The sequence below is a fragment of the Janthinobacterium aestuarii genome (genome assembly GCF_046113285.1).
Lineage (GTDB): Bacteria > Pseudomonadota > Gammaproteobacteria > Burkholderiales > Burkholderiaceae_D > Janthinobacterium.
Map to the genome: position 1 here is coordinate 1659960 of NZ_CP142524.1, position 23358 is coordinate 1683317.

Annotated in this window: 20 protein-coding genes; 18 read left to right on the forward strand and 2 right to left on the reverse strand. The window is 62.6% G+C overall.

Annotated features, from left to right (window positions below):
- Positions 1-120: 120 nt before the first annotated feature.
- Positions 121-975, forward strand: coding sequence for a protein phosphatase CheZ (locus OX462_RS07425; protein WP_083286940.1), 855 nt, complete (start codon positions 121-123; stop codon positions 973-975).
- Entirely contained in the window at positions 975-2870 is a 1896-nt protein-coding gene (locus OX462_RS07430) for a chemotaxis protein CheA (protein ID WP_070221116.1), read from the forward strand. Before OX462_RS07425 ends, OX462_RS07430 begins: the two co-directional genes overlap by 1 nt.
- Before the next feature lie 64 nt (positions 2871-2934).
- Here the strand turns inward: OX462_RS07430 and OX462_RS07435 are convergent, their stop codons facing one another.
- Positions 2935-4071, reverse strand: a complete 1137-nt coding sequence (locus OX462_RS07435) for a S41 family peptidase (RefSeq protein WP_409028107.1) — start codon at positions 4069-4071, stop codon at positions 2935-2937.
- Between the two features lie 312 nt (positions 4072-4383).
- Here OX462_RS07435 and leuC point away from each other — a divergent pair, with 312 nt between their 5' ends.
- The 16 genes from leuC to OX462_RS07515 all read left to right on the forward strand — a co-directional run bounded on the left by leuC (position 4384) and on the right by OX462_RS07515 (position 22462).
- Complete coding sequence (leuC, locus tag OX462_RS07440; protein ID WP_070221120.1) at positions 4384-5787, forward strand: 3-isopropylmalate dehydratase large subunit; 1404 nt, start codon at positions 4384-4386, stop codon at positions 5785-5787.
- A gap of 94 nt (positions 5788-5881) precedes the next feature.
- Positions 5882-6004, forward strand: coding sequence for an entericidin A/B family lipoprotein (locus tag OX462_RS07445; RefSeq protein WP_010400408.1), 123 nt, complete (start codon positions 5882-5884; stop codon positions 6002-6004).
- A gap of 51 nt (positions 6005-6055) precedes the next feature.
- On the forward strand, positions 6056-6703 hold the full coding sequence (gene leuD, locus OX462_RS07450) for a 3-isopropylmalate dehydratase small subunit (RefSeq protein WP_409028108.1): 648 nt from the start codon (positions 6056-6058) through the stop codon (positions 6701-6703).
- Between the two features lie 11 nt (positions 6704-6714).
- Positions 6715-7785, forward strand: a complete 1071-nt coding sequence (gene leuB, locus OX462_RS07455) for a 3-isopropylmalate dehydrogenase (RefSeq protein ID WP_409028109.1) — start codon at positions 6715-6717, stop codon at positions 7783-7785.
- Between the two features lie 45 nt (positions 7786-7830).
- Complete coding sequence (asd, locus tag OX462_RS07460; protein WP_071650193.1) at positions 7831-8958, forward strand: aspartate-semialdehyde dehydrogenase; 1128 nt, start codon at positions 7831-7833, stop codon at positions 8956-8958.
- 255 nt (positions 8959-9213) lie between these two features.
- A complete protein-coding gene (locus OX462_RS07465; RefSeq protein WP_409028110.1) occupies positions 9214-11691 on the forward strand; it encodes a motility hub landmark protein FimV in 2478 nt (825 codons plus the stop codon).
- A 277-nt stretch (positions 11692-11968) separates the two neighbouring features.
- The gene (gene truA / locus OX462_RS07470; protein WP_070311159.1) at positions 11969-12772 is read left to right on the forward strand and encodes a tRNA pseudouridine(38-40) synthase TruA; all 804 of its coding nucleotides are present in this window, start codon (positions 11969-11971) and stop codon (positions 12770-12772) included.
- Between the two features lie 22 nt (positions 12773-12794).
- Complete coding sequence (locus OX462_RS07475; protein WP_070311157.1) at positions 12795-13478, forward strand: phosphoribosylanthranilate isomerase; 684 nt, start codon at positions 12795-12797, stop codon at positions 13476-13478.
- A complete protein-coding gene (trpB, locus tag OX462_RS07480) occupies positions 13471-14721 on the forward strand; it encodes a tryptophan synthase subunit beta (protein WP_409028111.1) in 1251 nt (416 codons plus the stop codon). Before OX462_RS07475 ends, trpB begins: the two co-directional genes overlap by 8 nt.
- A 99-nt stretch (positions 14722-14820) precedes the next feature.
- On the forward strand, positions 14821-15618 hold the full coding sequence (gene trpA, locus OX462_RS07485) for a tryptophan synthase subunit alpha (protein WP_070311155.1): 798 nt from the start codon (positions 14821-14823) through the stop codon (positions 15616-15618).
- Between the two features lie 197 nt (positions 15619-15815).
- Positions 15816-16688, forward strand: coding sequence for an acetyl-CoA carboxylase, carboxyltransferase subunit beta (accD, locus tag OX462_RS07490; RefSeq protein ID WP_010400390.1), 873 nt, complete (start codon positions 15816-15818; stop codon positions 16686-16688).
- A gap of 108 nt (positions 16689-16796) precedes the next feature.
- On the forward strand, positions 16797-18095 hold the full coding sequence (gene folC / locus OX462_RS07495; RefSeq protein WP_409028112.1) for a bifunctional tetrahydrofolate synthase/dihydrofolate synthase: 1299 nt from the start codon (positions 16797-16799) through the stop codon (positions 18093-18095).
- Between the two features lie 24 nt (positions 18096-18119).
- Positions 18120-19106: an SPOR domain-containing protein gene (locus OX462_RS07500; RefSeq protein WP_070221138.1), complete on the forward strand. Its 987-nt coding sequence runs from the start codon at positions 18120-18122 to the stop codon at positions 19104-19106.
- 20 nt (positions 19107-19126) lie between these two features.
- Positions 19127-19615 (forward strand): CvpA family protein, encoded by a 489-nt coding sequence (locus OX462_RS07505; protein ID WP_070221159.1) that lies wholly within the window; start codon positions 19127-19129, stop codon positions 19613-19615.
- 38 nt (positions 19616-19653) lie between these two features.
- On the forward strand, positions 19654-21177 hold the full coding sequence (purF, locus tag OX462_RS07510; RefSeq protein ID WP_034750508.1) for an amidophosphoribosyltransferase: 1524 nt from the start codon (positions 19654-19656) through the stop codon (positions 21175-21177).
- A 43-nt stretch (positions 21178-21220) separates the two neighbouring features.
- Complete coding sequence (locus tag OX462_RS07515) at positions 21221-22462, forward strand: cystathionine gamma-synthase family protein (protein ID WP_409028113.1); 1242 nt, start codon at positions 21221-21223, stop codon at positions 22460-22462.
- Between the two features lie 236 nt (positions 22463-22698).
- Here OX462_RS07515 and lexA read toward each other — a convergent pair whose 3' ends face one another.
- On the reverse strand, positions 22699-23334 hold the full coding sequence (gene lexA, locus OX462_RS07520; protein ID WP_034750502.1) for a transcriptional repressor LexA: 636 nt from the start codon (positions 23332-23334) through the stop codon (positions 22699-22701).
- Positions 23335-23358: the final 24 nt, after the last annotated feature.

Below are 23358 nucleotides of genomic sequence, written 5' to 3' on the forward strand. Positions count from 1 at the left end.
CTACACTCGCACCATCGCAGCGGTATTGCCTCAAATCATCTTAATCGAGAAATTGTGGGTATCAGTCTGTAAAACGCACAGTTCAGGCGGAATTTTGACAAATTATGGAGAAGCAGGGATATGACCAACGCCGCTGATGATTTCGACGCATTATTCGATGAAGTATCTGCGCAAAGTGCGGCCGCGGCTCAGCCCGCGTCTGCCGCCGCGCCCGCTCCCGCCGTGATTGCGGAGGACGATTTCGACGCGCTGTTCGACTCGGTGTCGGCCAACGCCGCCGTGCCGGCAGCCGCCGAGCCGGTGGCCGGCGAGGCGGAAGCGCTGCCTGTGGCCGGCGCCGAGGCGTCTGGCGACGCGGCCGATCCCGTCGACCAGTCCGACAAGCCGATGTTCGAGCGTCTGGGCGGCATCGTGCGCCTGCTGCACGATTCGCTGCGCGAACTGGGCTACGACAAGGCGCTGACGGAAGCGTCGTCGCAGATCGTCGACGCCCAGGACCGCCTGGAATACGTCGCCACCCTGACCGAACAGGCCGCCAACAAGGTCCTGAACACGCTCGACGAAGGCATGCCGGCGCAGGATGTACTGTCGAAGAAAGCCAAGGACATGGACGGCCGCTGGACGGCGCTGTTCGACGGCAAGCTGAGCCTGGAAGAATTCAAGGCCCTGGCCGGCGACTCGCGCCAGTTCGCGCAAGCCGTTGCCGAAGCGACGGAAGCGGAAAAAGCGCGCTTGCTGGAAATCATGATGGCGCAGGACTTCCAGGACATCACGGGCCAGCTGATCAAAAAAGTGGTCAACATCACCAAGACCGTGGAAAACGAACTGGCCCAGCTGTTGCGCGACAACGCGCCGGCCGAGGTGCGCGAGAAACTGGCGCAAAAGCCGGTGCCGCTGATGCAGGGCCCGTCCGTGCCGTCGGTGGCGCTGGACCAGGATAATGTAGACGACCTTCTTGCGGATTTGGGATTCTAATGGACGATATGCTCAAGGATTTCGTCGTTGAGGCGATGGATCTTGCGGTTAATGTTGAAGAGCACTTGTTGCGCCTCGAGCGCGATCCTGACAACAAGGAAACACTGAATGCGGTGTTTCGTTCCTTCCACACGATCAAGGGCGGTGCCGGCTTCATGGGCTTGCCCGCGCTGGTGGCGGCCTGCCACCTGACGGAAAACCTGTTCGACGCCTTGCGTACGGGCGCCGCGCCCGTCACCCCCATCGCCATCGAGGCGGCGCTGCAGGCGTCCGGTTTCGTCGCCGACCAGCTGACGGAACTGGCCAACGGCGCCGCGCCGGAAAGTTTGCCGGCCATGCCGGAAGAGCTGGAACACATCCTGACGAACGCCATCGAAGGCAAGGGCATGGACGCGCCTGCGCCTGCCGCCGCCGTGGTGGCGGAAGTGGCCGCGCCCGTTGCCGAGGTTGCGGAAGTGCCTGCCGCCACGCCTGCCGCCGCCGTCTCCACCGCCGGCGCCGATGGCCTGGACTGGGAAGGCATGTATAACGCCGTCGTGCCCGAGGGCAGCCGGGTCGCTGCCGCGCCGGTGTCCGCCGTCGCCGCTGCCCCTGCCGTCGTGGCCGCCGCTGCGCCCGCCGCTGCTGCCGCTGCCGCCAAGCCGGCCGCCAAGGCCTGGGATGGCGCCGAACGACGCGAAGAGCGTCCGGAAGTGCGCCATGCCGCGCCCGTCAAGGAAGACAGCATCCGCGTCGACGCCGTCAAGCTCGACGCGCTGCTGGAAGTGGCGGGCGAATCCGTGCAGGCCGCCAACCAGGCCGCCGTGCTGCTCGAACGCTTGCTGCAATTCAAATTCGAAGGCCAGGCCGCTACCCTGATGGCGACCCTGGCGGAAACCCTGGAGCGCGCCTCGCGTTACTCGACCGAACTGCAGCGGGCCACCCTGGCCACGCGCATGCAGCCTGTCGGCCGCCTGTTCCAGAAATTCCCGCGCCTGGTGCGCGAGCTGGCGAAAGACCTGGGCAAGGATGTCGAGCTGACCATCGAAGGCGCGGAAACGGAAGTCGACCGCGTCGTCGTGGACAGCCTGTACGATCCGCTCGTGCACATGCTGCGCAACTCGCTCGACCATGGCGTCGAATCGCCGGAAGCGCGCCTGGCCGCCGGCAAGCCCGCCAAGTCGTATATTTCGCTGAAAGCCTGGCAAGAGGCCAACAGCGTCATGATCGTGCTGCAGGATGACGGCAAGGGCATGGACCCAGTCTTCCTGCGCAGCAAGGCCCAGCAAAAGGGCTTGATCAGCGAAAACGCGCAATTGAGCAACGACGAATGCTTCCAGCTGGTGTTCCTGCCGGGCTTCTCGACCAAGGAAGTGGCGTCCAGCGTCTCCGGCCGCGGCGTGGGCATGGACGTGGTGAAAACGGCCGTGGAGAAAAACCGCGGCGCCATCCACATCGAGTCGACGCTGGGCAAGGGCACGAAGTTCGCCATCCGCCTGCCGATCGAACTGTCGATCGTGCCGACCATGCTCGTGTCGACCTCGGGCGCCGCGCTGGCGCTGCCGATGGCGGTGGTGCAGCGCGTCGTCGAATTGCCGGAAACCTTCATGGAAGTGGGCGGCGCGCCCGTGCTGAAAGACCAGGGCCGTCCATTGCCCGTACGGTCGCTGGCCGGTGCCCTGGGCTATGAATCGTGCAGCGAACGCGTCGGCATCGTCGTCGCCGCGCCACAGCCGTACATTCTCGCCGTGGAAGCCGTCGATGGCACGGCCGACCTGGTGATCAAGCCGATGACGGCCATCACCGTGGAAGGCATTACCGGTACGGCCCGCTCGGCCGAAGGCGAGCTGGTGCTGGTCGTGGGCCTGTCGTTCCTGATGGACGGCTGCCGGGGAAGCGTTCGTCTAGCTGCCTGAGTCTTGCTTCAATCGTTAGAAAGCCCGCTAGGCATAGCGGGCTTTTTTTATGGCGCCAGCGGTGTCAGATGTTGTTAGGGCGTAAGGTGCCGCCTTCCAGCCAGCGCTGCACGCGCACGATTTCCTGGGCGCGCTCCGCCTCGTCCTTCGGCGGCGGCAGATAGATGTCGGGCATGATGCCGTCGAGATCGACCTGCAGATATGGCAAGCGGGCCGAGCGCGAGGTGGCGTAGGCCAGCTGGCGCCGTCCCGAGGGCAGAGGGTGCATGCGCAGATTCGAATAATCGAGCGCGCCTCCGCTGTTGCGTCCGATCAGCTTGACGCGAAAGCTTTGCCGCGCTTCCAGCAGAAACTGTTCGCAGGAACTGCCGCAATCGCGGTCAACCAGCACCGCCACCCTGGACGGCTGTACTGCCTGGCCAGACACACTCGCATAGCTGACAGGCCCGTTGGTGCTTTGCGCCACGAACTGGCCGGGCTGCACGCTGCGCATGCGGGTGACGGCCAGTGCCATATATTTCGTGCAGGTGGCGTCGCCGGGAGCGTACAGCGCGCAGATGTTTTCCTGGCTGGCGATATTGGCCGGCGTGGACAGCCATTCACCACCGATATTGACGCTTTCGCCTGAAGCTAGCCATGGCAGCAAGGGCGCATATGTGCTGTCGCTGCCGCCGTTGTTGCGCCGCACATCGATAATCCAGTTTCGACGGCTGGCCAGTTCGTCGCGCTTGCTTTCCAGTAAATCATTGATGAGCCCGGCGTACCCGGGGAAAAAACTCGGTAAGGTCAGCAGCGCCGTGTGCGGCGACAGCAGCTGCAGTGATGGCGCCCTGTCATCGATGGTGGCCGTTGGCGCGGCGGTTGAGGATGGTGCTGCAGCTGGTGTCTCATGTTTCAGCGCACCGGTCGGCATGATCTGCAGGTGGCCTTTGCGCCACTGGCTCAGGTAACCGGACAGTACCGTATTGCAGGCAGCCTCACCGTTCACCCTGGCCGCCGCGGTGCTGGCGCTGGCCAATGCCTGATCGAAATACGCTTGACCTTTTTGTGCCAGATGCTGGCGCGCGCCAGTATCGTTTTCCAGCAAAAAGGCGGGAAGGACGCGCAAGTCCTGCAGGCAGGTCTCGCCCGGCGTGGCCGCTTGCGTATGGCTGACTGTCAAAGTAGTCAGGAGCGTGGCGGCAAAAGAACACAGTCTCATCAATGCAGTCTTTCCTGAAATTGTTGTCTAAATACAATACACGAAAGATTAAAGAAAAAGTATCGATTTCTGGCCGCGCCGTGGCTCGTTCGGCGGCCTGCCCGCAGATGGGGCCGTCATGTCGCCGATATGCCGATATCGGCAATTTCCAGCTCATATCCAACAATGTGGCCAAACTTTGTATCGCCAATCCCACGCTTTTGCCTGTTTCGGTTCTGTGCCGCCCAATATATGGCATAATCCTTGTGGATCACCGTATGACCTGGTATCACTTGATCACTTACTACAGGCTGTGGCAACGCTGCATAAATCATGATGAAGACGCTTTACGACAAACTCTGGGAATCCCACGTTGTTCGGGCCGAAGATGATGGCACGACAATTTTGTACATCGACCGGCACCTGCTGCACGAAGTCACCAGCCCGCAAGCCTTCGATGGCCTCAGCGTGGCGGGCCGCCAGCCGTGGCGCATTTCCGCCAACCTGGCCGTGGCCGACCATAACGTGCCCACCACCAGCCGGGTCGACGGCATTGCCGATCCCGTCTCGCGCCTGCAGGTGGAAACCTTGGACAAGAACGCCAAGCACTACGGCTTGACCTACTTCAACATGAACGACAAGCGCCAGGGTATCGTGCACGTGATCGGCCCCGAACAGGGCGCGACCCTGCCCGGCATGACGGTCGTCTGCGGCGATTCGCACACGTCCACGCACGGCGCGTTCGGCGCGCTGGCGCACGGCATCGGCACGTCGGAAGTGGAACACGTGCTGGCCACGCAAACCTTGCTGCAAAAGAAATCGAAATCCATGCTGGTGCAGGTCGACGGCGCCTTGCCGGCCGGCGTGACGGCAAAAGATATCGTGCTGGCCATCATCGGCAAGATCGGCACGGCCGGCGGCACCGGTTACTGTATCGAGTTCGGCGGCTCGGCCATCCGCGCCCTGTCGATGGAAGGCCGCATGACGGTGTGCAACATGGCCATCGAGGCGGGCGCGCGCGCCGGCATCATCGGCGTGGACGATACCACCATCAATTACGTCAAGGGCCGTCCGTTTTCGCCGGCCGGTCCGCACTGGGAACGCGCCGTGGCCTACTGGCGCACGCTGCATTCGGACCCGGGCGCCCGTTTCGACCTCGTCGTCACGCTCAACGCGCAAGAGATCGAACCGCAAGTGACGTGGGGCACCTCGCCCGAGATGGTGGTCGGCATCGATGGCCGCGTACCGGATCCGGACAATGAGAAAGACAGCGTCAAGCGCGACGCCATCGAAAAGGCGCTCGTCTACATGGCGCTGAAGCCGAACACGCCGATCTCGGACATCCGCATCGACAAGGTCTTCATCGGTTCCTGCACCAATTCGCGCATCGAAGATTTGCGCGCGGCGGCCGCCGTGGTACGCGGCAAGTACCGCGCCTCGAACGTCACCCTGGCGCTGGTCGTGCCCGGTTCCGGCCTGGTGAAAGACCAGGCCGAGCGCGAAGGACTCGACCGCATCTTCAAGGATGCCGGCTTCGAGTGGCGCGAGCCGGGCTGTTCCATGTGCCTGGCCATGAATGCGGACCGTCTGGAACCGGGCGAACGCTGCGCCTCGACCTCGAACCGCAACTTCGAAGGCCGGCAAGGGCAGGGCGGTCGTACCCACCTGGTGTCGCCCGCGATGGCGGCGGCGGCCGGTATCGCCGGCCACTTTGTCGACGTGCGGGGATTGCGATGAATTTGGGGTCAGACCCGTTGGGTCTGACCCCAGCATTTGCCGGTGGTTTACACTAACGGGATTTGCAACCATTAGCACATAGACTGAAATCATCATGAAAAAACTCTTCGCCCTCCTCATCGCCACCGTCATCTTGTCCGGCTGCAACACCGTCTCGGGCATCGGCCGCGATGTGCAGAAAGTCGGCCAGGTCGTCACTGGCGCCGGCGGAAAATAAACCGTGACGTGGCGGCGCCCCGCGCCGCGCGTCTTACCGAGTAGAAACAGCATGGATAAATTTACGATTTACGAAGGCCTGGTAGCCCCGCTGGACCGCGCCAACGTCGACACCGACGCGATTATTCCGAAGCAATTCCTGAAATCGATCCACCGCAGCGGCTTCGGCCCCAACCTGTTCGACGAATGGCGCTATCTCGACCATGGCGAACCGGGCCAGGACAACAGCCGCCGCCCGCTGAACCCCGAGTTCGTGCTCAACGAGCCGCGCTACCAGGGCGCCTCGATCTTACTCACGCGCAAGAACTTCGGCTGCGGCTCCTCGCGCGAACACGCGCCGTGGGCGCTCGATCAATATGGCTTCCGCGCCATCATCGCGCCCTCGTTTGCCGACATCTTCTTCAACAACTGCTACAAGAACGGCTTGCTGCCCATCGTGCTGTCGGAAAGCCAGGTCGAGCACCTGTTCAATGAAGTCAAGGCTTTCCCCGGCTTCAAGCTGGTGGTGGACCTGGAGCAGCAATGCGTGCGCACCAGCAACGATTCCGTCTCGTACCCGTTCGAGATCGATGCCTTCCGCAAATATTGCCTGATGAATGGGCTCGACGATATCGGCCTGACCCTGCGCCACGCCGACGACATCCGCGCCTTCGAAGAACGCCATCTTTCTGCTCAGCCCTGGCTGGCCAACGTCATTTAAACGATTAAAATATGAAAATTGCAATCTTACCCGGCGACGGCATCGGTCCTGAAATCGTCGCGCAAGCCGTCAAGGTCTTGAATGTGCTGGGCGAATCGTTTGAGCTGGAAACGGCGCCCGTGGGCGGCGCCGGCTACGCGGCCCATGGCCACCCTTTGCCGGAAGGCACGCTGGCCCTGGCGAAGGCGGCTGATGCCGTGCTGTTCGGCGCCGTGGGCGACTACCAATACGACAACCTCGAGCGCCAGTTCCGCCCGGAACAGGCGATTCTGGGCTTGCGCAAGAACTTGGGCCTGTTCGCCAACCTGCGTCCGGCCATTTTGTATCCGGAACTGGCGGGCGCCTCGACCCTGAAGCCGGAAGTGGTCTCGGGCTTGGATATCCTGATCATCCGCGAATTGACGGGCGATATTTATTTCGGCCAGCCCCGCGGCGTGCGCGAGTGCCCGGACGGTCCGTTCAAGGGCCAGCGCGAAGGCTTCGACACCATGCGCTATGCGGAAGGCGAAATCCGCCGCATCGCCCACGTGGCATTCCAGGCTGCGCAAAAGCGCGACAAGCGCCTCACCAGCGTGGACAAGGCGAACGTGCTGGAAACCTTCCAGTTCTGGAAAGATATCGTCATCGATGTGCACAAGGAATACCCGGACGTGGCGCTCGACCATATGTATGTCGATAACGCGGCCATGCAGCTGGTGCGGGCGCCGAAGAAATTCGATGTCATGGTGACCGGCAACATGTTCGGCGATATCTTGTCGGACGCGGCCGCCATGCTGACGGGCTCGATCGGCATGTTGCCGTCCGCCTCGCTGGACGCCAACAACAAGGGCTTGTACGAGCCGTCGCACGGTTCGGCGCCCGATATCGCGGGCAAGGGCATCGCCAATCCGCTGGCGACGATCCTGTCGGCCGCCATGATGCTGCGCTATTCGCTGAATCGCGAAGAGCAGGCAAACCGCATCGAAGGCGCCGTCAAGCAGGTGCTGGCGCAGGGGCTGCGCACGGCCGACATCCACGAAGCGGGCACGACTTTGGTCGGTACCGAGGCCATGGGTGATGCCGTAGTGCGTGCATTAGGATAAAATATTTCAATGATGGCAGTCGCCGTCTCATCTTGAGGAATGGTAATGAAATTAGTTGGCTTGGTAGGTTGGCGCGGTATGGTCGGTTCGGTCCTGATGCAGCGCATGCAGGAAGAGGGCGATTTCGCCCACATTGAACCGGTGTTTTTCACCACCTCGAACACGGGCGGCGCGGCGCCGGCCATGGCGAAGAATGAAACCATCCTCAAGGATGCCAACAACATCGCCGAACTGTCCAAGTGCGACATCATCATTTCCTGCCAGGGCGGCGACTACACGAGCGCCGTCTTCCCGCAGCTGCGCGCAGCCGGCTGGAACGGTTACTGGATCGATGCGGCCTCGACCTTGCGCATGGAAAAAGACGCCGTCATCGTGCTCGACCCCGTCAACCTGCACGTCATCAAGGATGCGCTGGGCAAGGGCGTCAAGAACTACATCGGCGGCAATTGCACCGTGTCGTGCATGATGATGGGCCTGGGCGGCCTGTTCCAGCACGACCTGATCGACTGGATGACGTCGATGACGTACCAGGCGGCCTCGGGCGGCGGCGCGCAGCACATGCGCGAACTGCTGACGCAATTTGGCACCATCAACAGCTCCGTCAAGGCGCTGCTGGAAAACCCGGCGTCCGCCATCCTGGAAATCGACCGCCAGGTGCTGGCCACCCAGCACGGCTATTCGCCGGATGAAATCAAGCAATTCGGCGCGCCGCTGGCCGGCAACCTGATCCCGTGGATCGACAAGGACCTGGGCAACGGCCAGTCGAAAGAAGAGTGGAAGGCGGGCGCGGAAACGAACAAGATCCTCGGCCGCGGCATCGATTTCGGCACCAAGGAAATTCCCGTCGACGGCCTGTGCGTGCGCATCGGCGCCATGCGCTGCCATTCGCAGGCGCTGACCATCAAGCTGAAGAAAGATGTGCCGCTCGATGAAATCAACGACATCATCGCCAGCAACAATCAATGGGTGAAATTCGTGCCGAACACGCGCGAAGCGTCCGTGCGCGACTTGTCGCCGGCAGCCGTTACGGGCAGCCTGACGATTCCCGTCGGCCGCGTGCGCAAGATGAGCATGGGCGGCGAATACCTGTCCGCGTTCACCGTGGGCGACCAGTTGCTGTGGGGCGCGGCCGAGCCGCTGCGCCGCATGCTGCGTATTTTGCTGGATGCGTAACAGCAATAAATCAGCAATTAATTGCTGATGCGGATCAAGCCGGGGCTGTTTTCCCGGCTTTTTTTTCGCCCTGAGCCCGTCAAGGCTCAACCATGCGGAGCTTGCATAGCTCTGGGCATGATGATATGTTGATACCTCTGGAAAAGTAACTGTTTTCCCATGTCAACTAAGATGCCGCCAACTATGCCTGTACACACTCGTCCCCGGGTCGCCTCCCTTGCCATTAAAACACTCAGCAGCGCTGTCGCCTGTGCGGTGTTATTGTCACCGGCGGCATCCGCAGCCGAGCTGGGCAAGATCACGGTGCTGTCCGCCGCCGGCCAGCCGCTGCGCGCCGAGGTCGAATTATCGGCCATCAAGCCAGGCGAGGCAGCCAGCCTGCTGGCCAAGCTGGCGCCGCCGGAGACCTATCGCCAGGCCAACGTGGAATTCAATCCCGCATTGAACGCCTTGACGTTTGCCGTGGAAAACCGCAATGGCAAGCCCTTCATCCGCATCAGCTCGGCTCAACCGGTGGCCGAGCCCATGGTGGATCTCTTGCTGGAATTGAGCGGCAAGAGCGGTCGCCAGGTGCGCGAATATGCGTTCGTGCTCGATACGCCGGAAGCGCGCCAGACGCGCGGCGCGCAAGTGACGGCGCCGGCCGAACCGGGCAAAGGCAAGGCGGCGGCCGATGCTGCGCCAGCTGCGGCGAAAAAGCAGGCCGGGGAATACAAGGTCAAGACGGGCGACACCCTGAGCCGCATCGCCAGCGAACTGAAGCCTTCGGGCGTGTCGCTCGACATGATGCTCGTCGCCCTGTACCGCGCCAATCCCGACGCCTTCAAGGGCGAGAACATGAACCGCATGCAGGCCGGGCGCATCCTGGCCGTGCCTGGCGCGGACGCCGTGCGCGCTACCGGTGCGGCTGAAGCGAAGGGCATCGTGACGGCGCACGCCATCGATTTCGAGGCCTACCGCAACAAGCTGGCAGGTCAGGTGTCGCAAAGCAAGCCGGCCAAGGCCGCGCAAGCGACGCAAAGCACGGCCGGCAAGATCGGTGCGACCAAGGTGCAGGAAAAGCCGACGGCCGTGAGCGAGTCGCAAGACAAGCTGAAACTGTCGAAGGCGGAGCCGGCGGCCAAGTCGGCCGGCAAGAGCGCCGTCGCCAGCGAGGAAGACAAGATCGCCAAGGCGAAACAGGTCGATGAAGCCGCTGCCCGCGTCAAGGAGCTGGAAAAGAACGTCAGCGACCTGGAAAAGTTGATGGCGGTCAAGAGCAAGGCCATGGCCGACAAGAGCGCCCCCGCACCCGCCAAACCGGCTGAGGCCGCTGCCAGCGCACCCGCCAGCGCGCCGGCCGAGGCGCAGCCGCCCGCACCTCAGCCTGCCGCACCGAAGGTCAAACCGGTGCCGCTGGTAAAAAAACCATCGCCGCTGGAGCCGACGATTACCGACAAGATCAATGACCACCTGGGCGCCATCGGCATCGGCATCGCCGCGCTGCTGGCGGCCGTGGCCGCACTGGTGGTCGCGCGGCGCCGCAAGGAGACGCCGCAGCCAGCCCAGGGCGATATCGCCCCCGTGGTCGAGCCGGAACCGGAAGCGCCCGTGACGCCGCCGTCCGGCCTGGCGCCGGAAGACCAGCAGTCCGAAGCGAGCAATCACCTGTTCGGTACGGGCGCGGCCGCTGCCGGCGTGGCCGCCGCGGCGGGCGCCAGCATGCTCGATGCGAATGAAACGGACCCCGTCGCCGAAGCGGACGTGTATATCGCTTACGGCCGCGATGGTCAGGCGGAAGACATCCTCAAGGAAGCCTTGCGCATCCACCCGGAACGCCATGCGGCCCGCCTGAAGCTGCTGGAAATCTATTCGGCCCGCAACGACGTGCGCGCGTTTGAAGACCAGGCCAGCGAGCTCTACAGTCTGACGCGTGGCCAGGGCGAGGAGTGGCCGCAGGCGGCCGCGCTGGGACTGGCGCTCGATCCCACCAATCCCCTGTATGGCGATACGGAAGACGACGCCGTGGTCAGCCTGAGCAAGGCAGCCGGCGACGACGTGCATGGCCAGAGCATGGACTTGCCCGACGAGCCGCCCGCGCCGCTGGCCGACCTGGCGCCGGCCGAGCCGGTCTCCTCCGTGACGGCCCGCGATGCGCGCGACCCCCTCGACTTTGACCTCGACAGCCTCGATTTCGAACCTGTTTCCACCAGCGAGCCGATCGTCATGCCTGGGCCGGACAGCAAGCCGGTCCCTGCCGCGCACGATGCGCAGTATGACGCCAGCATGGATTTCGGCCTGGACCTGGAGCCGCCTGCCGGCCCCGTCAATGGCGTGGGCGCCGGTTTGACGCCATTGCCTGATCCCTTGAAGGATGTCGACCTGGCCCACTTCGACCTCGACGAACCCGTGGCGCCGGCTGCCGCGCCCGTCGCGGCGGCCGAGCCTTCCCTCGACAGCCTGTTCGACGATGCGCAAGCGCCGGCGAGCTTGCCGGAAGCGATACCGCCCGCACAGGAATTCGACCTGTCCGGCATCGACCTGGATCTCAACGATGGCAAGACGGCCAGCGTGGGCGTGGACGACCCGTTGTCGGCTATCCACATGGAAATGGATACCAAGCTGGACCTGGCGATCGCATACCAGGAAATCGGCGACAAGGAAGGCGCGCGCGAGCTGATCGATGAGGTCATCAAGGGTGGCAGCGAAGAGCAGGTCGCCAAGGCGAATACCATGAGAGCTTTGCTGAGCTAAGCACCTGATACGACGTCCATGGCTGCGTTGCACGGTCTCGCCGTACTATTCGTACTGTCTTCGACCGCGCGCCTGGCCCTGAACGCCGTCTCGTTCGCTTTCCAGCACCTGATACGACGTCCATGGCTGCGTTGCACGGTCTCGCCGTACTATTCGTACTGTCTTCGACCATGCGCCTGGCCCTGAACGCCGTCTCAGGCGCTTGTGTGGCAGGAAGGCGGGGCCGCCTTTGCGCCGGTATAATGCTTCGATGCAAAATATTACGACAGCAACGCCATTGAAGCGTATCGTCCTCGGCCTGCAGTACGACGGCACGGCCTGGCATGGATACCAGAAACAGGAAGACGGGCAGACGGTGCAGGACCAGCTGGAAAACGCGCTGGAACAGTTTGCCCGCGTGCGCCTGGCCACCACCTGCGCCGGCCGCACGGATACGGGCGTGCATGCGCTTGAGCAAGTCGTGCATTTCGATACGGAACTGAATCGTGACGTGCACTCGTGGGTGCGCGGCGTCAACGCCTTCCTGCCCAAATCGATCGCCGTGCGCTGGGCCAAGGAACTCGACGGCGATCCGACGGTCAATGACTTTTTTCACGCCCGTTTCAGCGCCCGCGCGCGCACCTATCATTATGTGTTGTACAACAACGCTACCCGTTCGCCGCTGCTGGAGGGGCGCGCCGGTTTCTTTTTCCGCCCGCTGGACGTGGAACTGATGCGCCAGGCCGTGCAACCGCTGCTGGGCTGGCACGATTTCACGGCCTTCCGCGCCGCGCAATGCCAGGCCAAGTCGCCCGTCAAGCTGATGCACGACATCCGCATCGAGCGGCGCGGCGATTGCGTCATTTTTACGATTATGGCCAATGCCTTCCTGCACCACATGGTGCGCAACCTGGTCGGTTCGCTCGTCTACATCGGCACGGGGCGCGAAAAGCCGGAGTGGCTCGGGCATTTGCTGGAAAGCAAGGACCGCCACGCGGCGGCGCCCACCTTCATGCCGGACGGCCTGTACCTGGCACAGATCGATTACGATCCGAAATGGGCCTTGCCGCAAGACAGCAGCAGCGCCTTGCCCTGGTTTTGATCTGCATCAATAAAGGATAGCCATGCCACGCACACGCATCAAGATCTGCGGCCTGACCCGCGTCGAAGACATCCAGGCTGTCGTGGCGGCGGGCGCCGACGCCATCGGTTTCGTGTTTTATCCGAAAAGCCCCCGTTACGTGACGCCCGGGCAGGCAGCGGACCTGATCGCGGCCATGCCGCCCTACGTGACGACGGTGGGCCTGTTCGTCAATGCCACCGTGGAAGAAGTGCGGGCCACCAGGGCCGTGGCGCCTTTATCTCTGCTGCAATTTCATGGCGACGAGACGCCCGAACACAGCGCGGCGCTCGCCGGCGCCGTGAATACGCCGTTTACGCAAGTGTTCCGCGTCAAACCCGACACCAGCTTTGAAGATTTGCTAGAATACGAACAGCGCTATCGCGCCGCCAGCCCCTTGTTCTCGAGCCTCTTGCTCGATACCTATGTGGATGCCTACGGCGGTGCAGGAAAGGTATTCGATTGGTCCCTCATTCCAGAAGAACTCGCGCCTCGGGTCGTTTTAAGTGGTGGCTTGAGCGTACAAAACGCGACTGACGCAGTGGTGCGCGTGCGCCCTTACGCCGTCGACATCAGCAGTGGTGTCGAAGCGTCCAAGGGCATCAAGGACGCATCCCGAGTCCGCGCGTTCATCGCCGCGGTGGGGGATGCCGATGCCATCATTGCCAGAGGAAACCACCATGAATGACCACACCAACTCGTCCGGCGCAGCCGCCGCATTGTTCCACGCTACCGATTACCCGTTTCCCGACCTGCGCGGCCACTTCGGCCCGTACGGCGGCTCCTTCGTTGCCGAAACGCTCACGCATGCACTGGCCGAACTGAAAGACGCCTATGCGCGCTACAGCGCGGACCCGGAATTCCTCGAAGAATTCCGCTACGAGCTGAAACACTTCGTCGGCCGTCCCTCGCCCATCTACCACGCCAAGCGCTGGTCCGAGATGGCGGGCGGCGCGCAAATCTATTTCAAGCGCGAAGACTTGAACCACACGGGCGCGCACAAGATCAACAACGTGATCGGCCAGGCCCTGCTGGCAAAGCGCATGGGCAAGCCGCGCATCATCGCCGAGACGGGCGCCGGCCAGCATGGTGTGGCCACGGCCACCATCTGCGCCCGCTTCGGCCTCGAATGCGTGGTCTACATGGGCAGCGAAGACGTCAAGCGCCAGGCGCAGAACGTGTACCGCATGAAATTGCTGGGCGCGACCGTCGTGCCCGTCGAATCCGGTTCGAAGACCCTCAAGGATGCGCTGAACGAAGCCATGCGCGACTGGGTCACCAACATTGAAAACACCTTTTATATCATCGGTACCGTGGCCGGCCCCCATCCTTACCCGATGATGGTGCGCGACTTCCAGTCCGTGATCGGCGAGGAATGCCTGGTGCAGATGCCGGAAATGACGGGCCGCCAGCCCGACTACGTGCTGGCCTGCATCGGCGGCGGCTCGAATGCCATGGGCATCTTTTACCCGTACATCGACCAGAAGGATGTCAAACTGATCGGCGTGGAAGCGGCTGGTGAGGGATTGGACACAGGCAAGCATTCGGCTTCGCTGACGGCCGGCTTCCCGGGCGTGCTGCATGGCAACCGCACCTATCTGCTGCAGGATGACAACGGCCAGATCATCGAGACGCATTCCGTCTCGGCCGGCCTCGACTATCCGGGCGTGGGGCCGGAACACGCTTGGCTGAAAGATTCGGGCCGCGCGCAATACGTGTCGATCACCGATGACGAGGCGCTGCAGGCTTTCCACGACTGTTGCCATATCGAAGGCATCATCCCGGCCCTGGAGTCGTCGCACGCGCTGGCCTACGCGGCCAAGCTGGCGGCCACCTTGCCGAAAGACCAGATCGTGCTGGCCAACCTGTCGGGCCGTGGCGACAAGGACATGCATACCGTGGCGGAACGCATGGGACTCAATTTCTCCTGAGACCCCAATAACGGCTGGGGTCGGACCCTCAGGGTCCGACCCCGGTCTTTGCTCCTGGGTTGAAATTACTTCCTCTATCCATCACCACGAAAGCTCACCATGTCCCGTATCGCCACTACCTTCGCCCAATTAAAATCCAACAACAAGACCGCCCTGGTCACCTTCATCACCGCCGGCGACCCTGGCCCTGACGCCACCGTGCCGCTGATGCACGCGCTCGTCGAGGGCGGCGCCGACATCCTGGAGCTGGGCGTGCCGTTTTCCGACCCCATGGCCGAAGGCCCCGTCATCCAGCGCGCCTGCGAACGGGCCTTGAAATTCAATGTCGGCATCCACGACGTGTTCGGCTACGTGCGCCAGTTCCGTGAAACGAACCAGACGACGCCCGTGGTGCTGATGGGGTACGCCAATCCCATCGAGCGCATCGGCAGCGCCGCCTTCATTGCAGCAGCGCAAGCGGCCGGCGCCGATGGCGCCATCGTCGTCGACTATCCGCCGGAAGAGTGCGAGGAGTTCGGCGCCGCCATGCGCGCAGCGGGCCTCGACCTGATTTTCCTGCTGGCGCCCACTTCGACCGAAGAGCGCATCGCGCAAGTGGCCAAGGTTGGCGGCGGTTTCAGCTATTACGTGTCGCTCAAGGGCGTCACGGGCGCCGGCAACATTGATACGGAACAGGTGGCGGAGCGCCTCGCGGCCATCCGCCAGCATGTAAAATTACCCATCGGCGTGGGCTTCGGCATCCGCGATGGCGCCACGGCCAAGGCCGTCGCCAAGGTGGCCGATGCCGTCGTGATCGGCAGCCGCATCATCCAGGAAATTGAAAATGCCCCGGAAGGTGGCGCCGTCGACGCCGTGCGCAGCTTTACGGCAGGCATCCGCGCCGCACTGGACGCCTGAGCAAGCTTGCCGTTTACGCAAGATGCGTTGGCGGCAAAGTTCGACAGCCCGGCGATAAACGGCTACACTTCGGCCACTGATTTGCCTGTTATTGTGCAATAGATAAAATTTTTGGTGGCGCCCCGCGGGGCGTTGCCGTTGACCGTCTGCCGGGGGCGTCCACCGACGCTACCCCTACAAGGGCCCAAGGAGAAAATATGAGTTGGTTGGAAAAACTGCTGCCACCGCGCATCCAGCGTTCTGATGCGGCCGCGCGCAAGACCATGCCGGAAGGCCTGTGGGTCAAGTGCCCGTCGTGCGAAGCCGTGCTGTACCGTACGGACCTGGAATCGAATTTGCACGTGTGCCCGAAATGCGACCATCACATGCGCATCCGCGCGCGTGAACGCCTCGACAGCCTGCTCGACGCGGGCGGCCGCTATGAAATCGGCCAGGAAATCCTGCCCGTCGATACCCTGAAGTTCAAAGACAGCAAGAAATACCCGGATCGCCTGAAGTCCGCCATGGAAGCGACGGGCGAGACGGATGCGATGGTCGTCATGGGCGGCGCCATCATGAGCCTGCCAGTAGTCGTGGCGTGCTTCGAATTCGAATTCATGGGCGGCTCCATGGGCTCGGTCGTGGGCGAGCGCTTCGTGCGCGGCGCGCAGATCGCGCTGGAACAGAAAGTGCCGTTCATTTGCATCACCGCCACCGGTGGCGCGCGCATGCAGGAAGGCTTGCTGTCGCTGATGCAGATGGCGAAAACCACGGCCATGCTGACCAAGCTGTCGGAAAAGAAATTGCCATTCATCAGCGTGCTGACCGACCCGACCATGGGCGGCGTGTCCGCCTCGTTCGCCTTCATGGGCGACGTGGTCATTGCCGAACCGAAAGCGCTGATCGGCTTTGCCGGCCCGCGCGTGATTGAAAACACCGTGCGCGAAAAACTGCCGGAAGGCTTCCAGCGCGCCGAGTTCCTCGTCACCAAGGGCGCCGTCGACATGATCGTCGACCGCCGCAAGATGCGCGAAGAAATCGCCCGTTTGCTGGCCTTGTTGCAAAACCAGGCTGTGGAAGTGCTGGCTTAATTTACCGCTGGCGTCGGGTTACGGCCTTTGGCCTAACCCGACCTACATCGTCCTGCCTCGTTATATCTCTTCTGCGCCTTGCGCATCGCATCCTTCAAGAAGTCTCCCATGCAAAACCTCCCTACGTCATTGCCGGACTGGCTCGCCCTGCTGGAAGCCCGCCATTCGGAAACCCAGATCAACATGGGCCTGGACCGCGTGCAAGCCGTCAAGGCGCGCATGCAGCTCGCTTTTACTTGCCCCGTGATCATGGTGGCGGGCACGAATGGCAAGGGCTCCACCTGCGCCATGCTGGAATCCGTGTTGTTGCGTGCCGGCTACAAAGTGGGCTTGTACATCAAGCCGCATTTCCTCGATTTTAACGAGCGCGCGCGCGTGCTGGGCGAGATGGCCAGCGACGAGCAGCTCGTCGCCAGCTTCCAGGCCGTCGAAGCCGTGCGCGGCGATACGCCGCTCACCTATTTCGAGTTCACCACCTTGGCGATTTTGCATCTGCTGTCGCAAGCCAACCTGGACGTGGCCATCCTGGAAGTGGGCCTGGGCGGGCGCCTGGATGCCGTCAACGTGATCGACGCGGACGTGGCCATCGTCACCAGCGTCGATATCGACCACACGGATTACCTGGGCGACACGCGCGAAGCGATCGGCTTTGAAAAGGCGGGCATCTTCCGTCCGGGCAAGGCGGCCATCTGCAGCGACCCCGTGCCGCCGCAATCGTTGATCGACCATGCCGAGGCCATCGGCGCCGACCTGTGGCTGATGGGCCGCGATTTCAACTATTCGGGCGACAAGCAGCAGTGGAACTACGGCGGGCGCGAGCAGCGCCGCAATTCGCTGGCCTACCCGAGCTTGCGCGGCGCCAACCAGATCCTCAATGCGACGGCCGTGCTGGCCGCGCTGGAAGTGCTGAAGCTGAAACTGCCCGTGGGCGCGCAGGAAGTGCGCACGGGCCTCGTGACGGTGGAACTGCCGGGCCGCTTCCAGGTCTTGCCTGGCCGCCCCAGCGTGATCCTCGACGTGGCGCACAACCCCCACGCGGCGTCGGCGCTGAACCAGAACCTCGGTAATATGGGTTTCCACCCGTACACCTATGCCGTATTCGGTTCCATGCACGACAAGGATATCGATGGCGTGCTGGCCGCGATGAGTGAACACGTTGACCACTGGTGCCTGACGGGCCTGCCTTCGCCGCGCGCGGCCACGGCTTCCGAGCTGGCCGCCAAGGTGCAGATCATGCTCGAAGATAAGCCCGACAGCAGCGAACATACTGTGTCTATTTTCGATGATCCGGCACAAGCTTTTGCAAATGCAATGAGCCGGGCCGGTGAGAATGATAGAATTGTGGTCTTTGGTTCTTTCCTCACCGTTGCAGGCGTGATGAAGGCCCGAAAATCCTCACTTCACTGAAACGCACTCGACTGAAAATCACGCATGGGCTTGTTCTCGAAACTGTTTAAAAACAAGCAAGAATCCTCTGGCGAAGACAGCGGCTTTTATGTCCCTGGCGAAGCACAGTCGCCGACCCGCAAGCGCGCCGCCAACACCTCGGGTGGCGGCGGATCGCGCCGTGGCGGCAAGGAAGCACCGGATCCGGTCTTGCCTGAAAAAAAGCGCGCACGCCGCCGCCTGGTCGGGGCCGTCGCCCTGGCCCTGGGCGTCGCCGTCGGCTTGCCGATGCTGCTCGATTCGGAGCCGAAAGCACCGTTCAACGATATCGCCATCGACATTCCGTCGAAGGAAAAGGCGGCGCCTGCACCGGCGCCTGTGCCGGCCGTTCCGGTCCAGGCCGCATCGAATGGCCTGGACCAGTCCGAGGAAATCGTCGACGCGCCGCTGCCGCCTGCGGCCAAGCCGACGCCGGCCCCCGTGCTGGCCGCCGCCCAGCCTGTACCGGTCAAGCCGGCCTATGTGGAGCCGAAACCCGAACCCAAGCCCGAACCGAAGCCTGTCAAGGTGGAGCCGAAGCCGGAACCGAAGCCCGAGCCGAAGCATGAAGCCAAGCCGGAGCCGAAACACGAGCCCAAGCCTGAACCCAAGCATGAAGTAAAGCCCGAAGCCAAGCCTGAGGCCAAGCCTGCCAAGCCGGCGCAATCGGCCGACGATGCCGCGCGTGCGCTGGCGATCCTGGAAGGCAAGCCGCAAGACAAGCCGCAAGAAAAAGCGCAAGACAAGGCCCACGACGCCGGCAGCGGCAAGTTCGTGGTGCAGGTGGCGGCGCTGGCGACGCAGGACAAGGTCGATGAATTGCAGGACAAGCTGCGCGAAGCGGGCATCAAGTCGTACACGCAGAAAGTCTCCAGTCCGGCGGGCGAGCGCATCCGCGTGCGCGTGGGACCGTTCGGCAGCCGCGAAGACGCGGAAAAGACGCGCGCCAAGTTGCAAAAGCTGGGCCTGGGCGGCTCGCTGGTGCCGGCGTGATGTTGCAAGGCTGAATGCGCGTGACGATCTTCGATTACCTGGTGCTGTTCGTGCTGGTGACTTCCGTGCTGATCAGCATGATGCGCGGCCTGGTCAAGGAAATACTGTCCCTGGTCAGCTGGATCGTGGCGTTCGTCATTGCCAATGCCTATGGCGCCACCCTGGCGAAATTTCTGCCGGAAGCCGTGCCGGGCGAAGCGATCCGTTTATTGCTGGCTTTCGTGGTGCTGTTCATCGGCGTGCGCATTTTGATGGGATTGCTGTCCATGACGGTTGACGCGCTCGTCAAGGTGACAGGCCTGAGTCTGGCCGACCGCACCCTGGGCAGCCTGTTCGGCGTGGCGCGGGGGCTTGTGATCGTGCTGACCGCCGTCATCTTGTGTGGCATGACTTCCATACCGCAGCAGCCATTCTGGAAAAACGCGCTGCTCAGTCCGCTCGCGGAACAGGGCGCGCGCGCGATCAAGCCTTATCTGCCTGCCGCTTACGCGCAGCATGTGAAATTTTGAATTTTTTTAAAATCAGTAGCACAGTTTAGGAGCACACCATGTGTGGCATCGTCGGCGTCGTTTCCCATCAACCTGTCAATCAATTGCTCTATGATGCATTGTTGCTCCTGCAACATCGCGGTCAGGACGCGGCAGGGATTGCGACCAATCACAGCAGTATGTTTTCCATGCACAAGGCCAACGGCCTCGTGCGAGACGTCTTCCGCACGCGCAACATGCGTTCGCTGCAAGGCACGACGGGCATCGGCCATTGCCGCTACCCGACGGCCGGTTCGTCGAGCGAAGAGGAAGCACAGCCGTTCTATGTGAATGCGCCGTTCGGCATCACCCTGGCGCACAATGGCAACCTGACCAACTGGGAACAGTTGAAGCTGGAAATGTTCAAGAACGACCGCCGCCACATCAATACCGATTCCGATTCGGAAGTGCTGCTCAACGTGCTGGCGCATGAAATCCAGGAAGCGACGACGGGCCTGAACCTGGACCCGGAAGCCATCTTCAAGGCCGTGACCGTGCTGAACCGTCGCGTCAAGGGCGGCTATGCCGCCGTCGCGCAAATCGCCGGCGTGGGCTTGCTGGCCTTCCGCGACCCGCACGGCATCCGTCCGCTGTGCCTGGGCATCAATGAAACGGAGCAGGGTCCCGAATACCTGATCGCTTCCGAATCCGTGGCCCTGGAAGGCATGGGCTTCCGCTTCGTGCGCGACATCGGTCCCGGCGAAGCCGTCTTTATCGATGCCGACAAGAAATTGCACAGCGCCCAGTGCGCCGACAATGCCAGCCTGAACCCGTGCGTGTTCGAATTCGTCTACCTGGCCCGTCCCGACTCCGTCATCGACGGCGCCTCCGTGTACGCCACGCGCCTGAAAATGGGCGAATACCTGGCCGAGAAGATCCGCGCCGAATTGCCAGGCGTGCATATCGACGTGGTCATGCCGATTCCCGATTCCTCGCGTCCGGCCGCCATCCAGCTGGCCATGGCGCTGAACATCGAATACCGCGAAGGCTTCATCAAGAACCGCTACATCGGCCGTACTTTTATCATGCCGGGCCAGGCGGCGCGCAAGAAATCCGTGCGCCAGAAGCTCAACGCGATCCCGTCCGAATTCAAGGATAAAGTGGTCTTGCTGGTCGACGATTCCATCGTGCGCGGCACCACCAGCCGTGAAATCGTGCAGATGGCGCGTGAAGCGGGCGCGACGAAAGTCATTTTCGCCTCGGCCGCGCCGCCGGTCATCTATCCGAACGTGTACGGCATCGACATGCCGACGCGCGACGAGCTGATCGCCTACGGCCGCACGACGGAAGAAGTGTGCCGCGAAATCACGGCCGACTACCTAGTCTACCAGGATATCGGCGCGCTCAAGCAGGCGATCGCCGACGTCAACCCGGCCCTGACCAACTTCGAGGCCTCGTGCTTCGACGGCGTCTACGTGACGGGCGACGTGTCGCAGGAATACCTGGACCGCCTGGAATATGCGCGCCACCATCCGAAGGCGGCAGCGCCCGAAGATACGCCGCGTTCCCAGCTGAACCTGAACCTGGCAACGACAGAAGCGTAATTATCTTGCCCGGCTAGCGCCGGGCTTTTTTTGCTCCGCGATCATGAACGATAAAAAAAACTACGGCTTTACCACCACCATCCTGCATAACGACCGCCGCAAGGGCATCGAGCATGGTTCGCTGCACAAGCCCGTGCACACTTCCGTCGCGTTTGGTTATGCCGATGCGCGCCAGCTCGCTTCCGTATTCCAGGGCAAGGAACCCGGTTTCCGCTATGGCCGCCAGGGCAACCCCACCGTGTCCGCGCTGGAAGACAAGGTCAACAAGATGGAAGACGGCGTGGCGACCTTGTGCTTCGCCACCGGCATGGGCGCCATCGGCGCCGTGGTGCAGTCGCTGCTGCGCGCGGGCGACCATGTCGTCTCGTCGGCCTTTTTGTTCGGCAATACCAACAGCCTGTGGCAAACGGTGACGGGGCAGGGCATCGCCGTGTCCTTCGTCGACGCCACCGAGGTAGCCAACGTGGCGGCCGCCATCACGCCTGCCACGCGCATCGTGTTCGTGGAAACCATCGCCAATCCGCGCACGCAGATCGCCGACCTGAAAAAAATCGGTGACCTGTGCCGCGAAAAGGGCATCTTGTACATCGTCGACAACACGATGACGACGCCGTATTTGTTCCGCCCGAAAGCCGTGGGCGCGGGCCTCGTGGTCAACGCCTTGACGAAATCCATTGGCGGCCACGGCAATGCGCTGGGCGGCAGCTTGACGGACACGGGCGTGTTCGACTGGACGCAGTATCCGAATATTTTCGAGAACTACAAGAAGGCGGCGCCCGCGCAGTGGGGCATCGCGCAAATCCGCGCCAAGGCCTTGCGCGACTTCGGCGCGTCCCTGGGGCCGGAAGCGGCGCACCATATCGCCGTCGGCGCGGAAACCATGGCCTTGCGCATGGACCGCACCTGCTCGAACGCCCTGGCGCTGGCCACCATGTTGCAGGCCGACCCGAGAGTGGCGGCCGTGCATTACCCGGGCCTGGCGTCGCACCCGCAGCACGCGCTGGCGAGCGACCTGTTCCGCAGCTATGGTTCGCTGTTCAGCTTTGAATTGAAGGATGGCATCGATTGCTTCGATTTCCTCAATCGTTTGAATTTGGCCATTCCAGCGAGCAACCTCGGCGACACGCGCACCCTGGTCATTCCCGTCGCCCACACGATCTTCTATGAGATGGGCGCCGAGCGCCGCGCCAGCATGGGCATCGCCGAATCGCTGATCCGCGTCTCCGTCGGTATCGAGGATGAGGTGGATCTGCTTGAGGATTTCCGCCAAGCACTCGATGTATAAGTCGTCGGACAAATGAAAAGGGCCGCAACAGTCATGCTGTTGCGGCCCTTTGTTCGTGCAGTCGTTTAATGCCAGTTGCGCATCAGTCCCACAGCCAGGCCTTCCAGGGCGAATTCATCTTTCGGCAGCAGTTCGATGACGGAAACTTAGGTGTCAGAACTTAGGTGTCAGGCATGAGAAGGGGCCGCAACTAAAAACTGGGGTCAAACCCGGCGGGTCTGACCCCGGCAGGCAACTTAATGCCAGCTGCGCATGAGTCCGACGGCCAGGCCTTCCAGGGCAAATTCATCTTCCGGCGACACGGTAATGACCTTGAAGTCGGGGTTTTCCGGCAGCAGTTCGATGACGGAACCCGTCTTCTTGTAGCGCTTGACCGTGACTTCGTCGCCGATGCGGGCCACGACGATCTGGCCATTCTTGGCGCTGTCGACCTTTTTGACGGCCAGTAAATCGCCATCCATGATGCCGGCGTCGCGCATGGACCAGCCGCGCACCTTCAGCAGGAAGTCGGGCTTGGCCGAAAACAGGGCGGGGTCCACGTTGTAGCTCGCTTCCAGGTTTTCCTGGGCAAGGATGGGCGAACCGGCGGCCACCCTGCCGATCAGGGGCAGCGACATCAGCAGCGCCGCCGGCACTTTCGATGGCGGCGCTTCAGCTGCCGCGCCGATCAGGCGGATGCCGCGCGAGGTGCCGGGCGAAATCTCGATCGCGCCCTTGCGGGCCAGGGCCTGCAAATGCTCCTCGGCCGCATTGGCCGATTTGAAACCCAGTTCATTGGCAATTTCGGCACGGGTGGGAGGAAAGCCCGTGTTTTCAATCGCGTCCTTGATCAGGTTCAGGATTTGTTCTTGTCGTGCTGTCAGCTTGATCATGAGCGGTGGGTGCATACTAAAATG

Excerpts from the sequence above, each read along its gene's own strand:
- OX462_RS07425 (WP_083286940.1), top strand. The coding sequence starts at position 121 with ATGACCAACGCCGCTGATGATTTCGACGCATTATTCGATGAAGTATCT.
- OX462_RS07430 (WP_070221116.1), top strand. The coding sequence starts at position 975 with ATGGACGATATGCTCAAGGATTTCGTCGTTGAGGCGATGGATCTTGCG.
- OX462_RS07435 (WP_409028107.1), bottom strand. The coding sequence starts at position 4,071 with ATGAGACTGTGTTCTTTTGCCGCCACGCTCCTGACTACTTTGACAGTC.
- leuC (WP_070221120.1), top strand. The coding sequence starts at position 4,384 with ATGATGAAGACGCTTTACGACAAACTCTGGGAATCCCACGTTGTTCGG.
- OX462_RS07445 (WP_010400408.1), top strand. The coding sequence starts at position 5,882 with ATGAAAAAACTCTTCGCCCTCCTCATCGCCACCGTCATCTTGTCCGGC.
- leuD (WP_409028108.1), top strand. The coding sequence starts at position 6,056 with ATGGATAAATTTACGATTTACGAAGGCCTGGTAGCCCCGCTGGACCGC.
- leuB (WP_409028109.1), top strand. The coding sequence starts at position 6,715 with ATGAAAATTGCAATCTTACCCGGCGACGGCATCGGTCCTGAAATCGTC.
- asd (WP_071650193.1), top strand. The coding sequence starts at position 7,831 with ATGAAATTAGTTGGCTTGGTAGGTTGGCGCGGTATGGTCGGTTCGGTC.
- OX462_RS07475 (WP_070311157.1), top strand. The coding sequence starts at position 12,795 with ATGCCACGCACACGCATCAAGATCTGCGGCCTGACCCGCGTCGAAGAC.
- trpB (WP_409028111.1), top strand. The coding sequence starts at position 13,471 with ATGAATGACCACACCAACTCGTCCGGCGCAGCCGCCGCATTGTTCCAC.
- trpA (WP_070311155.1), top strand. The coding sequence starts at position 14,821 with ATGTCCCGTATCGCCACTACCTTCGCCCAATTAAAATCCAACAACAAG.
- accD (WP_010400390.1), top strand. The coding sequence starts at position 15,816 with ATGAGTTGGTTGGAAAAACTGCTGCCACCGCGCATCCAGCGTTCTGAT.
- folC (WP_409028112.1), top strand. The coding sequence starts at position 16,797 with ATGCAAAACCTCCCTACGTCATTGCCGGACTGGCTCGCCCTGCTGGAA.
- OX462_RS07500 (WP_070221138.1), top strand. The coding sequence starts at position 18,120 with ATGGGCTTGTTCTCGAAACTGTTTAAAAACAAGCAAGAATCCTCTGGC.
- purF (WP_034750508.1), top strand. The coding sequence starts at position 19,654 with ATGTGTGGCATCGTCGGCGTCGTTTCCCATCAACCTGTCAATCAATTG.
- OX462_RS07515 (WP_409028113.1), top strand. The coding sequence starts at position 21,221 with ATGAACGATAAAAAAAACTACGGCTTTACCACCACCATCCTGCATAAC.
- lexA (WP_034750502.1), bottom strand. The coding sequence starts at position 23,334 with ATGATCAAGCTGACAGCACGACAAGAACAAATCCTGAACCTGATCAAG.